Source organism: Flavobacterium salmonis, assembly GCF_903819435.1.
Classification (GTDB): Bacteria; Bacteroidota; Bacteroidia; order Flavobacteriales; family Flavobacteriaceae; genus Flavobacterium; species Flavobacterium chungangense.
In genome coordinates this window covers 153,141-166,275 of record NZ_CAIJDP010000060.1, presented here as the reverse complement: position 1 = coordinate 166,275, position 13,135 = coordinate 153,141, and the positions used below count along the sequence as shown (strand labels likewise).

The 13,135-nt window shown below is 36.2% G+C and carries 14 protein-coding genes; 12 read left to right on the top strand and 2 right to left on the bottom strand.

Features of this window, described 5'->3' with window-relative positions:
- The first annotated feature begins 23 nt into the window (after positions 1 to 23).
- From FLACHUCJ7_RS05440 to FLACHUCJ7_RS05395, 10 genes are all read left to right on the top strand, one after another.
- On the top strand, positions 24 to 830 hold the full coding sequence (locus FLACHUCJ7_RS05440) for an MbnP family protein (RefSeq protein WP_180908200.1): 807 nt from the start codon (positions 24 to 26) through the stop codon (positions 828 to 830).
- 135 nt (positions 831 to 965) lie between these two features.
- Positions 966 to 2,009: a cytochrome-c peroxidase gene (locus tag FLACHUCJ7_RS05435; protein WP_180908199.1), complete on the top strand. Its 1,044-nt coding sequence runs from the start codon at positions 966 to 968 to the stop codon at positions 2,007 to 2,009.
- A 29-nt stretch (positions 2,010 to 2,038) separates the two neighbouring features.
- A complete protein-coding gene (locus tag FLACHUCJ7_RS05430) occupies positions 2,039 to 2,824 on the top strand; it encodes an MbnP family protein (RefSeq protein WP_180908198.1) in 786 nt (261 codons plus the stop codon).
- A gap of 3 nt (positions 2,825 to 2,827) precedes the next feature.
- Entirely contained in the window at positions 2,828 to 3,886 is a 1,059-nt protein-coding gene (locus FLACHUCJ7_RS05425) for a cytochrome-c peroxidase (RefSeq protein WP_180908197.1), read from the top strand.
- Positions 3,887 to 3,899: 13 nt separating this feature from the next.
- On the top strand, positions 3,900 to 4,859 hold the full coding sequence (locus FLACHUCJ7_RS05420) for a transporter family protein (RefSeq protein ID WP_180908196.1): 960 nt from the start codon (positions 3,900 to 3,902) through the stop codon (positions 4,857 to 4,859).
- 61 nt (positions 4,860 to 4,920) lie between these two features.
- Complete coding sequence (locus FLACHUCJ7_RS05415; protein WP_180908195.1) at positions 4,921 to 5,535, top strand: SCO family protein; 615 nt, start codon at positions 4,921 to 4,923, stop codon at positions 5,533 to 5,535.
- Positions 5,536 to 5,546: 11 nt separating this feature from the next.
- Positions 5,547 to 5,918 (top strand): hypothetical protein, encoded by a 372-nt coding sequence (locus tag FLACHUCJ7_RS05410; protein ID WP_180908194.1) that lies wholly within the window; start codon positions 5,547 to 5,549, stop codon positions 5,916 to 5,918.
- 36 nt (positions 5,919 to 5,954) lie between these two features.
- Positions 5,955 to 6,821 (top strand): helix-turn-helix domain-containing protein, encoded by an 867-nt coding sequence (locus FLACHUCJ7_RS05405; protein ID WP_180908193.1) that lies wholly within the window; start codon positions 5,955 to 5,957, stop codon positions 6,819 to 6,821.
- Positions 6,822 to 6,832: 11 nt separating this feature from the next.
- Positions 6,833 to 7,501, top strand: coding sequence for a superoxide dismutase (locus FLACHUCJ7_RS05400; protein WP_180908192.1), 669 nt, complete (start codon positions 6,833 to 6,835; stop codon positions 7,499 to 7,501).
- Between the two features lie 18 nt (positions 7,502 to 7,519).
- Positions 7,520 to 7,828, top strand: a complete 309-nt coding sequence (locus FLACHUCJ7_RS05395) for a YHS domain-containing protein (RefSeq protein WP_180908191.1) — start codon at positions 7,520 to 7,522, stop codon at positions 7,826 to 7,828.
- A gap of 71 nt (positions 7,829 to 7,899) precedes the next feature.
- On the opposite strand, the gene FLACHUCJ7_RS05390 is transcribed toward FLACHUCJ7_RS05395, so the two are convergent.
- Both FLACHUCJ7_RS05390 and FLACHUCJ7_RS05385 read right to left on the bottom strand, forming a co-directional pair.
- Complete coding sequence (locus FLACHUCJ7_RS05390) at positions 7,900 to 8,694, bottom strand: DUF2490 domain-containing protein (protein ID WP_180908190.1); 795 nt, start codon at positions 8,692 to 8,694, stop codon at positions 7,900 to 7,902.
- On the bottom strand, positions 8,694 to 9,446 hold the full coding sequence (locus FLACHUCJ7_RS05385) for a carbonic anhydrase family protein (RefSeq protein WP_180908189.1): 753 nt from the start codon (positions 9,444 to 9,446) through the stop codon (positions 8,694 to 8,696). The genes FLACHUCJ7_RS05390 and FLACHUCJ7_RS05385 overlap by 1 nt, the downstream gene beginning before the upstream one ends.
- Before the next feature lie 621 nt (positions 9,447 to 10,067).
- Between FLACHUCJ7_RS05385 and FLACHUCJ7_RS05380 the strand changes: the two genes are divergently transcribed.
- Positions 10,068 to 11,510, top strand: coding sequence for a c-type cytochrome (locus FLACHUCJ7_RS05380; RefSeq protein ID WP_180908188.1), 1,443 nt, complete (start codon positions 10,068 to 10,070; stop codon positions 11,508 to 11,510).
- A gap of 11 nt (positions 11,511 to 11,521) precedes the next feature.
- Complete coding sequence (locus FLACHUCJ7_RS05375; RefSeq protein ID WP_180908187.1) at positions 11,522 to 12,868, top strand: c-type cytochrome; 1,347 nt, start codon at positions 11,522 to 11,524, stop codon at positions 12,866 to 12,868.
- Positions 12,869 to 13,135 lie beyond the last annotated feature (267 nt).

Below are 13,135 nucleotides of genomic sequence, written 5' to 3'. Positions count from 1 at the left end.
AATTTAATTTTTATAAAATACAAATGAAAAAGATACTATACAAAGTAGTAATAGTAGCCTTGAGCGCTTTTATTACCTCATGTTCAAGTGATCAGGAACAGGACAATACAACAGCTGAAACGGGGAAAATAGCATTGAAATTTGATAATTCCTTTAATGGTAATGATCTTATTCTGGACACCCAGACCAATACAACAGCAAACAATGAAAAACTCAGGGTAAATGTGGTACGCTACATTGTAAGCAACATTGTCCTGACCAAATCAGACGGGACGACTTTTATCTACCCAAAAGCAAAAAGCTATTTTATTGCCGATGAAAATGATACGGCGACAGGCTATCAGTTTGATCTTACCGATATTCCGTCGGGTGATTATACCAAAGTAAAATTTGGAATTGGAGTTGATAAAGAGCAATGGCAATTGGGCGCTGCTGGTCAGGGTGATTTTTTAGCCAAAGCACAGGCCAAAGATTTACTTTGGAGCTGGTCTGCGGGTTATAAATATCTCGCTTTCGAGGGAACTTTTACTTCAGCAAGTGTTACTTCACCAGCTTCTTTTATGATTCATACCGGACAAATTGGAGGTGCATATAATTATACTGAGGTAACTTTGGATTTGCCTATAAAAGCACTGGTAAGAAGCAATATTACTCCAGCTGTTCATATCGTAGCAGACTTGTCTAAAATTCTTGATGGAGAGAATACCATAAAACTCTCAGACTACAATGAAGTCGAAATGGGAGCTATGATTATGGGTGGTGAAGCCTTGCCTAAAATAACCACTAACATTTCAAAAATGTTCAGAATAGATCACGTGCACAACGACTAAATATTTACAGTAATCAGGAATTAATTCGCGTTCTTTTTTCGCGGAATACCCCTTTATCTGCATTTATGCGGATGAAGCAGTGCTCCCTGTTTTGATGTACGTTGAATTGATACTTGCTTTTTTAAACTCAAAAATATGTTGAAATTAAGATATTTTATTTGTTTAGTGGTTCCCCTTTTGATAAGCTGTTCTGATAATGAAGAAGAGCAGTACGTCAATGTTCCACTGGATTTTGCGATACCGTCCAACTTTCCGTCTGCGGCCTATAACATCGAAGGAAACAAACCCACTGAAAAAGGTTTTGAATTAGGAAAAAAACTTTTCTATGATGGAAGGCTGGCCTCAGATGGACTGGTATCGTGCGGTTTTTGCCACCTGCAGGCTAATGCCTTTACCCATCACGGGCATACAGTAAGTCATGGTGTGGATAATGCAGTAGGCACTCGTAATGCGCCGCCAATTCAAAATATGGCATTTCAAACTAGTTATATGTACGACGGAGCGGCTGAAAATTTAGATTTACAGCCTGTTATTCCTCTTACAAGCGTAATTGAAATGAATGGAAACCTGAATTCAATCCTTGCCATGATGAAAGGTGATAAGGAATACCAAAAGCTTTTTGGACAGGCTTTTGAAGATAAAGCCATCACAACCGAGAATATGCTAAAGGCATTATCACAATTTATGGTGATGATGGTTTCATCCAACTCAAAGTTTGATAAGTTCAGGCGAAGTGAACCCGGAGGTAACTTTTCGGCTGATGAAACTGCGGGATATAATTTGTTTAAAACCAATTGCGCTTCCTGTCATGCAACAGATCTAATGACCGACAACTCTTTCCGTAATAACGGTCTTGCTGTAAACCCAAAAGTTAATGACGTGGGGCGTTACAAGGTAACTGAAAAAGCCTCGGATTATTACAAGTTCAAGGTGCAGAGCCTTCGTAATATTGAAGTTACAGCACCTTATATGCACGACGGTCGTTTTGGTACACTGGAAGCAGTCTTGAATCATTATGAATCAGGCGTAGAAGATTCCCCGACACTGGATCCGCTTTTAAAGAAAAACGGCAGGCTTGGAATTGCACTTTCACCAACAGAAAAAAAACAGATCATTGCCTTTTTAAAAACGCTCACAGACACACAATATTTAACCGATAAACGATTTTCGGAATTTTAAAAATTTAATTTATTTTAAAAAATACAACAATGAAAAACTTTAAGAATATTTCTTTAGCCCTTATTGCCTTACTTTCTCTCAATTCATGTTCAAGTGATGCTGCTGATGCAGTGGTGGCAACAAGCGGAGATACGCAGCTTAATTTTGATTCAAAGGTAGGAGCTGCAGATTTTGTATTAAACACTCCCTTTACCATAAATGGTCAGTCGTTTCAATTTGACCATCTTCGTTATTGGATCAGTGATGTTAAACTGGTAAGCGATAAAAATGAAACTTATGCGCTTTCTAATTCTTTCTTTCTAATGGAAGAAACCACAGATATACTGGTTCAGGAAAAATTCACCTACAAAGCGGCTAAAAGAGAAACCATTGATTTAAAAGATGTTCCATCAGCATCCTACACTAAAGTTATTTTCTCTGTCGGAGTTGATGCTGCCCACAATGATAATATGAGTATTCAGGATGGTGAATTATCACAACTCAACGGTATGACTAATGTATCATGGATGTGGCATACAAGTTATATTTTCTCCAGCCTTACAGGTAAAAATGTTAGCCCGGGAACTCCGGTTGCTATCTCAGTTGAAACAGGTTTAAATACAAATTACAGAACAGTAGAAATTACTTTGCCGACTCCTTTGGTGGTAAGCGCAGGCAAAAGTGCCAAATTGAATTTGAATGTTGATGTGGAGAAAATTGTAAAAGATATTGATTTGGTAGCCAATCCAAAAGTATCGGCTAAAACGCCTGAATTAATGACAAAAACAGCTGATAATTATAAAAATAATGTTTTTACAGTTAAAAGCGTAGAATAATTAATGTTAGATAGAATTATAAAAATTGGGAGCATTGCAGGTTTGGTTTTTTTAAGCTTTTCCTGTAATGATCTTGATGATAACTATCAGGAGCCACAGCCATTGGTTTTGGTTCCTGGTAATTTTCCTGAGTTTGTGGATTCAAAAACAAATCCTTTGACGTTTGACGGAATTGCACTGGGGAAAAAGTTGTTTTTTGATAAAAGGCTCTCAGGTAATAATCAGGTTTCATGCGCTACCTGTCATCAGCAGAGTTTAGCTTTCTCTGACGGCTTTGCGCTTACCAAACAGGGAATTTCAGGAAATGCACTGGAACGTAACTCTCCGGCGCTCATCAATCTGGCCTGGGCCAATAATGGGTTGTTTTGGGATGGAGGTTCTACTAATCTGGAATCTCAGGCATTTGCCCCTTTGGCGCACGTCGATGAGATGCACCAAAATCTGGAAGAACTACTTGAGGAATTAAATGCCGATGCCGCTTATCCGAAAATGTTTGAAAAAGCATTTGGAAAGATAATTAACCAAGCGGATATCGTAAAGGCAATTGCTCAGTTTGAGAGAACATTGATCTCCGCAAATTCAAGATATGATAAGTATCTGCGTGGTGAGTCAGGCGGTATGATGGATGAAGAGGAACTTAAAGGACTCGGACTGGCAGAACAATTTTGCTTTTCCTGTCATGCAGCACCTTTACTGACAGATAATTTATACCATAATAACGGAATCGATAATGATTTTACAGATGATACCGAGCTGATGATGAGAAGAGGCCGAGCCAGGATTACCAATAATTTGGAAGATTTAGGAAAGTTTAGAACACCAACGCTTCGCAATGTTGAAAAAACAGGTCCCTACATGCACGACGGCAGATTTGGAACTTTGCAGGAGGTAGTTGAACATTACAATAGTGGTGTTTTGGCTTCGCCAACTTTAGATCCTATATTGAATAAAAATGGAAAATTAGGCATTTCACTTTCTGAAGCAGAAAAAAAACAATTGATTGCCTTTTTGAAAACGCTGACCGATTATCAATATTTAAACGATAAGCAGTTTTCAGAATAAATACAACAAAAAAATGAAAAAGATAATAACAGTATTGATGCTTTTAGTCAGTAGTACAGCCTTCTGTTCAACAGAGAAAGATAGTATTTCAAGATTTACTTTTCAACGTCTGGCCCTGATGGAAGACTTTGACTGCGATGCCTGCGGCTGCTCTGCAAGCGGAGGTAGTATGGGATTTAGTTCTATGCTCAATAATAACTTTGTAGGGATTCGCTATTTTAAGCAAAGTTATACCAGCCGAGACGGAATCTTTGCCAATTCGCCCTGGATTGATGAAATTTTCAATACGATTCAGGCATGGACAAGGATTCCGATTACTGATAAAATCCAGATTTCAGCACTGTTACCCTATCATTTTCACCAGAGGGAATTAATCACAGGGACTGAGAATATTTCCGGTTTGGGCGATATTACCGTAATGGGATTGTACACCGTTTTTGAGACAAAAAAAGACAGTGCGGTTTTTACTCATAAAATAAACATTGGAGCAGGGATCAAAATGCCAACTGGTAAATTTACCGAGGCTAATAATCGGGGAAGTATCAATCAAAGTTTCCAGCTTGGAACCGGAAGCTGGGACTATTCTGTGGTTTCGGAATATGTCATCAACAGAAAAGATTTAGGTCTGAATACGACATTTAATTATGTATTTAAAACGGAGAATAAAAAAGAATATCAATATGGAGATCAGTTCAATTATGCCGCTACGCTGTTTTATTTATTCGATTTAAATACCGTACAAATAGTACCTCAGGCAGGTGTGGCAGGTGAGGTTTACCAGACCAACAAACAGCACGGACTGGATCTGCCCAATACAGCTGGGGATATTCTCTTTGGTAAATTTGGTTTTGAAGCCGGAAAAGATAAATTTTCTATAGGTGTAAATGCCATGCTTCCAATTAATCAAAATTTATCATCGGGCAAAATGGAAGCCAATTACAGATGGAGTGTCAATTTAAATTACACATTATAAAAAAATCACGTGTAGGTTTGTATAATAATCTATTCTTATAAATACTTAAAAAAATAAAAACATGAAAAAAATAGTTTTGATAATCATACACTGTCTGTTGGTAATATCATGTGAGAAAGCACAGGAAAAGCTTCCAATTTTAGGAAATCCTATAGTAAAGGGCAATGAAACCCAGTACCCTCGTATCAAAGACTTTTCATTTACCAATCAGGACAGTCTGGAGATAAACAATAAAACTTTTGACGGCAAAATTTATATTGCTGATTTCATTTTCCTTTCCTGCCCTTCAATCTGCCCGAAAATGAATGTGCAGCTCAAAAAAGTATATGATGAATATAAAACCAATGATGAGGTATTGTTTCTTTCTCATACTATAGATCCGGATAATGACACTATACCACGCCTAAAAGCATATACGGTAGATAACGGTATAAAAAAGAACTGGCATTTTGTAACGGGGCACAGAGACAGCATCTATAAAATTGCAACCGAGAGTTATTTTGCAACAGCATATCCTGATAAAAATGAACCTGGCGGTTTTGTGCACAGTGGTGGATTTCTGCTCATTGACAAGAACAGGCATGTTCGTGGTGTTTACGATGGGACAAATCCAAAGGAAACTACAAGGCTGATCGCTGATGTAAAAAATCTTTTAGAAGAAAGTTCCACTAAATAAATTTTTCACTGATGAAAAAATGTATCACTTTATTTATTCTAATGTTGCTTGTATTTCAAAATGCAGGCAGTATCTGGATTATTGGTGATTTTTACATCAATCAGGATTATATTGCCAAAAATTTCTGTATCAACAGGTTTGATGCTGTGCCGATTTGTAATGGAAAATGCTACCTGGAGAATAAATTAAAAGAAAATGAAAAGCAGGAGCAGAAATTTCCAACGGTAACCTATAAGGAATTACAGCTGTTTTTACAAACTCAGGTTCAGTTTTCATTTACAGTGGTACGCTTTGTATTAAAAAAAAAGCATCCAATGCTGCAGATGAGCAATCAAAAGTCCAATTATGTTTTTTCGATTTACCACCCTCCAAGATGCGTGTAATACTCTCGTTTTAGTATTAATCATAAAATCAAAAAAATGCAAATCTCAGAAATACCATTGCGTGGTCTGGGCTTATTTACTGATGATGATAGTCATTTCTGGATGGATAACCTGTCAAACCTGCTGCAGCGATTTCCTTTATTGGAATACCCTCACAGGCAGGATTTCTTTATGCTTGTCTTTATTGATGATGCAGCTGGAGAAATTAGCATTGACAATCAGAAAATCCGTCTCGATAATGCCAAGGTTATCGTTATAAAGCCACGCTGCATAAGCAGTATAGACATTAACAGGAAAGCGAAAGGAAAAATAATCTGTTTCACGGAAGATTTTTTCTCCCTGCGCTATAATAGTAACATTTTAGATCAATTTTCCTGTCTTCACGATACTTCCAAATTATTTGTAAGGTTTAGTGATGAGGAGAAAAACAAGTGGATATACCTGCTGGAAATATTTTTTAAAGAGTTTGTTCTCCATAGAAGAGAGTCGATGAAAGTGCTTAGGTCGTATCTCAATATTTTGCTTTTCGATTTAGAGCACCTTTATGATCCCTTGGGATTTGTTGGAAACAATACGCCTAAACAGCAAAAAATAAAAGAATTTGAGAAACTTATTGACAAGGATTTTAAATTGAAAAAAATGCCCGCTGCCTATGCAGACCTGCTGCACGTAACGCCAAATTATCTAAATAAGATATGTAAGGAAGTAACAAATTATACAGCAGGGGATCTCATACGCAGACGTATTGTGATAGAAGCCCAACGGCTCATTCATTTTACGAATTATTCTATAAATGAAATTGCGGATCAGCTGGGTTTTGAAAATGCATCCTATTTTGTTACTTTTTTTAAAAGGCAGACCAGCACGACACCCGAGCAGTTCCGAAGATTATCAAATCAATAAAAACAAAAAACATGTTAAACAAAAAGATTTTAATAGTAATGTTGACCCTGAGTTTATCAGTCTCAGCTCAGTTTGTTCAAAAGCCACTGCCTTATGCCTATGGTGCTCTGGAACCTTATATTGATGCAAAGACGATGGAAATTCATTATAGTAAACATCATGCGGGATATGTGAAAAATTTGAATGATGCGCTCAAAGTTACAGCAGATAAAAAAATGACACTGGAGCAGCTCTTTTCAAAGATTTCATCTTTGCCTGCGGCAGTGAGAAACAATGCAGGAGGGCATTATAACCATCAGATGTTCTGGACGCTCTTAACGCCGGAGAAAAATACAAAACCCTCGGCTGCGCTACTCAAAGCTATAACTGAAAAATTTGGAGGTATTGAGAATTTAAAACAACAATTAGATCAGGCTGCACTTTCCCGTTTTGGTTCCGGATGGGTATGGCTTTGTGTGTCTGGGAATAACAATCTGGAGATTAGTTCTACCGCCAATCAGGATAATCCCTTAATGGATGATGTGCAAAATAAAGGAATTCCTATTTTGTGTATTGATATCTGGGAACATGCTTACTATTTGAAATATCAAGATAAACGAGCCGATTATCTATCGGCAGTATGGAATGTAATTAACTGGAATGAAGTGAGCGCCCGCTATAATTCTGCTCTAATAAAATAATCATCAAAATTTAATATTATGAAAAAAATCTTTGTAATTGTTGCCATCACCGCTGTGTTAAGCTGTAATAAAAAAGAAACAAAAGTACACCCACATGATCATCCACATACGATGGAATCTGAAACAACGTATAAAGATCCTAAAAACCCGCTTAATAAATTGACCTACGCCAGCAACATAGACTTTAGCTGTAATATGGATGTCAGCAAGTATGGCGTTAGTGATACCGTTACTTATAAAGGGAAATTGTACGGGTTTTGTTCAACGGTATGTAAAGATGACTTTATGAAAAAACCAGATGAATATCTGGCTAAAAACAAGAAGTAATAATTCTAAAGGAAATAAAAAAGGCTAAAAAGTAACACTTTTTAGTCTTTTTATCTGATTCTTAATAAGTTCTATTCAATGGTTTTATTTGTTTTCGTCAAGTCAAAGTTTAAATTGGTATTCAATATAATTCCATTATTGTTTTGAAAAACATTTCTTCCGCCTAGCTGTCTTCCCAATTGCAGGGTTTGATTTAGATATCCACCTTCAATTCTTATATTTTTATTAAATCTGTAGCCTAACAAAATTCCAATTCTGTTTTGATCAAAAACGTTCATGTTTACATTTTTTCCAAATCCAATAAAAATTTCGTCATAGAAAGCTAAATAGGGTGTTTTGTCTTTTATCTCATTTCCTTTTAAAGGCACCTGAACTCTTATCATATACCGAATTCGGTTCAATAACGGAAATTCGTCTTCTGTTGTCTCATTTATGGAACTGTACCTGCCTACAAATCTTTGTTCTAACATAAATCTATGCGAGAAATCAAGGATTCCTTCTTTGTGATTCAGCTGTACCATTTCAAAAATTCTATGTTCTGTAAAATCTCTGCCCATTCCATTTATGGGTATTTCTCCATAAGGATAAGTTTCGATAAAGCCATAGCCAATCCGGAACAACACTCTTGAATTTAAGTTGTAATTTATCCCAATCCGTAATAAACTTTGCTGCCATTGGGTAATCATTTCATTTCTTCTCCATTGGTATTCGCTATGTATTCCAAATTTTTCTGAGATTTTGAATGTTCCAAAAAAGTTATACCAACCAATGCTGTTGTTTGTACTAATACGATTATTTTGCCCGATTACTGACTGTGAACTCCAAATTAAAAAAAGGATGGTGAATAAATAATTTTTAATGCTCATTATTTTAAGAATTCAAGGGTTCCGTCTGTCAAATTATAAAACACACCTACGATTTTTATTTCTCCTTTATCTTCCATTTCTTTAAGAATTGGGCTTTTTTTGCGAATTTGATCCATAGAATAAAGCACATTGTTTTCTGAAACGTGTTTTACAAATTCGTCATTTTTAGAAGTTTTCTTGCCTTTAAAATCCTGACTCATTGCTACAGCTGGTTTTATTTTTGAAAGCATAGCGGTAATATTTCCAAGTTTTACATCATCAATTGCACCTTTTATAGCTCCGCAGTGCTGGTGTCCCATTACTAAAACCAATTTTGCACCGGAAACTTTACAGGCAAATTCCATACTCCCTAATAAGTCTTCGTTTACAAAATTTCCTGCTACTCTTCCCACAAAAATATCTCCCAAACCCTGATCAAATACATCTTCTACCGGCACACGGCTGTCTACACAACTGAGTACAACTGCTTTTGGAAACTGGCCCGGTGCTGATTTTCTGGCTTGTTTACTATGGTCACGTACCGTAGTAGTGCCGCTTTGAAAACGCTTATTGCCTTCTATAAATTCCTGTAAAATAGCGTCAGGTGTAAGCCTTGTCTGTTCTTCCTTGGTCATTACATGAGAAATTACAGGTTTTAAATTTTCTTTTGTAGTAGAAGGTGAATTTGATTTTTCTGTTTTTGTTGTGTTGTTACAAGAGACCAATAGTATTGTTGCGAATAGCATTACCAGTGATTTGGATTGATTGTTCATTTTTTCAATTTGATTAAACTGCCTACTTTGTAAAACGGTGTTCGGCATGTCCGTTTATTATTATTATTATTATTTGAATATTTATATATAACAGTAAAACAAGCTTTTTCCCTACCTGAAAACAGCTTGTTAAATTAAAATTTACCGTAACTGTATTAGCTGCACCGTAATTCGTTTTCTTTGATCTGTTTGTCAAACAAAAAAGCAATTATAATTTTTAAACTGAAATATAATATTGATGGATTTCTTATTTATTTAATATGTTTTGGCAATACAAAAATAGCTGAATCTAAACATCTTAAATAAACTATATGCTACAGTTTGAAAACAGTACACGGATTTTAGCAGAAAGCTTTTTATTTATGCATTAAGCATCTGTTTTTGAGTTGTTTGTGTTTATTTTTTTGAATTTAGATTGATGTATATTTAGATAGTTTTACGAGAATAGTGTATTTAGCAAATAGAAAGGATTGAAAAGCTAAATTAAGAGTAATAAAGTGTGGTATAAAAAGTACTAATAACGAATCTGAAAGTAACGTTTTTTTAAACTTCCTGCTTTTTTGTTTTTAGCAGTTTTGGAATTACTGTCCGAAATTTGCGGTATAAAAACAGAATTATTTTATGGACTTTCCAATTTTTCATTTAGACTGGCTCAACAATAGAATGCTTATCGCAATCATTGCCATTATTCACGTAATGATTAATCACGGTTTAGCAGTTGGTTTTATGCCACTTATAACCTGGCTGGAACAGAAAGGCGTAAAAAATAGCGGCAGGGAACAGATTACCGATTTAGATTGGGACAACAGGATTTATAATATGATGAAGGTTGCTTTTATCATCACAACAACACTCGGGGCAATGACCGGTGTGGGTATATGGTTCTCTGTGGCTCTTGTGAGTCCCACCTCAATTGGAAGTTTAATACGCGTTTTTTACTGGGCATGGTTTATAGAATGGCTTGTTTTTGTTACCGAAGTGATTTTAATCATGATTTACTTTTTGACATGGAAGAGCAGCAATACATCACTAAAGGCTAAATTATTGCACATTCGTTTTGGATGGTTCTTAAGTTTGTTCTCCTGGATTACTATGGCAATCATTGTTTCGATTTTGAGTTTTATGATGGATCCAGGAAACTGGAACGCCCATAAGAGTCTGCTTAATGGTTTTACCAACCCTATATATCTTCCTCAATTATTATTCAGGACGCCCACTGCTATGCTGGTGGCAGGCAGTTTTGGAATGATGCTGGTAACGCTGTTCTTTAAAAAAGGCACCAATTTAAGGCTTAAGGCAGTTAAATATGTGTCAAAATGGATCATTCTGTGGGCTCCTATTTCGCTTATTGGGGCAGTGATTTACTATCGTGCTATTCCTGAGGCTATGATCGCCAATATGAGTACAGCTGTCGGTACAATGGATTTCAATAAATACTACGATTTGATGAAGTATTTTATACTATTTGGAATTTCCTCTTCTCTCATAATGGCAGTTTTAGGGTTATTTAAAGCCAGATGGATTAGAAGTTATATTGTATTGTTTCCCGTAGTTATGGCTTTTGGATATCTTGGATTTTTTGAAAGGGTGCGTGAATTTGTCCGAAAACCATATGTAATTGGAGGTTATATGTATTCCAACTTATTATTGGAAGAAGATTATCCCGTTTACCAGCAATACGGACTTCTTAAAAATGCCACCTATACTACAGTAACCGAGATTACAGCGGAAAACAAAGTAGAAGCCGGCAGAAATGTTTTTGCAATTGCATGCAGTCGCTGTCATACAACTCAGGGAGTCAATAGTGTGGTTGATGTTTTTGAGCGTATGTATGGAGTTGGAAAACCGCTGGATATTAACTCGATGGCATCTTATATTCCCAATATGCATAACGGAAGAACCTATATGCCTCCTTTTCCAGGTACCCAAGAAGAAAGTGAAGCCTTGGCGGCCTATATCCGCAGTATTCAGGATACAGGAGATGTTCTCGAAGGAGCACAGTCAGAAGGTGTAGAGGTAAGTGGACTACAAGATACAAAAGTAGTTTTAGCAAATAAAAAATAATAAAGTTTAAAATGATCAATTTATATATTGCGTTGCAAAACAACGTTCCGGTTCCAAAAGATATTCCACTGCCGCTGCCAATGCCTGAATGGTTCTTTGTAGTTGTTTTGGTGCTGTCATTTCTATTACATATTCTTTTTGTTAACCTGATGCTTGGAGGTTCAATTCTAGCTTTGATAGCTCAGATCAAAGGTCTTAAAAATAAGGAATACGATATACTTGCACATGAAATAGCAAAAACAATAACAGTAAACAAAAGTATCGCTGTTGTACTGGGTATTGCACCGCTTTTGAGTATTAATGTATTGTATACCATCTATTTTTACTCGGCAAATGCACTTACAGGCTTGATGTGGATCGCGGTAATACCGCTGGTGACTGTAGCATTCCTGCTTACTTACCTGCATAAGTATACTTGGGAGACATTAGAAAATCACAAAGCAGTTCATATTTCAATTTTGGCCTTGGCAACCATTATCTTTCTGTTTATCCCCTTTATATTTTTGACCAATATCAATTTAATGCTCTTTCCTGAAAAGTGGGCAGTAGTAAAAGGTTTTGTTGATGCACTGTTTCTCCCTAATATTTTTCCCAGATACCTGCACTTTATCTTGTCTTCACTGGCAGTAACAGGCTTATTTATTTTTTGGTATAACAGCCGCAAGAGTTACCCATTTGAAGAAATCTATCAAAAATTTACCCGATATGATATTCAAAAGAAAGGTTATTCTTTGGCATTTACCGCCTCCATATGCCAGTTCATGATTGGTCCGCTGGTATTGCTGACCCTGCCTTCCAAAGGGATGGGATGGAACCTGATTCTGATCATTTTCTCTGGAGTTATTTTTGCTGTTCCCGCCATGTGGCTGATATGGAAAAGACTTACAGGGGAGAAGGAAAATATAGAAAAAGATTTTTATAAAATAGCAATTCTTTTGGGAGTCACTGTTTTGTGTATGGGATCAGGAAGACAGATATACAGGGCCAATGCACTTGAAAAACATCAGGAGTTGGTAAAAATTAAAACAGCAGAATTTCAAATTTTGAAAAAGGAAGCTTTGGCTAAAGTGAAAGCCCAGGAAGCAGGAGCAGCTTCGGCAGATATGACAGAGGCAGAGAAAGGGCAGAAGGTATTCAGCCAATATTGTACTGCATGCCATAAAATCGATGAAAAATTAGTGGGACCGCCCGTTTTGGAAATGGCAAAAATCTATAAAGGTAATACTGCAGATTTACAGAAATGGATAAAAAATCCTGGCAAAAAACGTCCCGATTATCCACAAATGCCAGGTTTTGAATCGCAGTTGGATCAACAGAAGCTGGATCAGCTGGCAGAGTATATCCTGACGATTAAATAAATTTAAAATGATTTTATATAATTCCTGTCTGCTATCTCTTTCCGTTGATTGTTTTCATGTTGTTACGGGCGTTTTATACAGGATAAACAAGATTTAAAAAGAAATAAAAAATGCAGGATAAAGAAATTATAACAGAGCAGAGTGCTTTGTCAGACTGTAGAACAAGTCGCAATTTTAAATAATTCAGCTCATGAACCAGCAACTTTAATTGATTTTTTAACTAAAAAAAAAGAATATTATGATTCAAGTTTTTTCCATTATGATTTT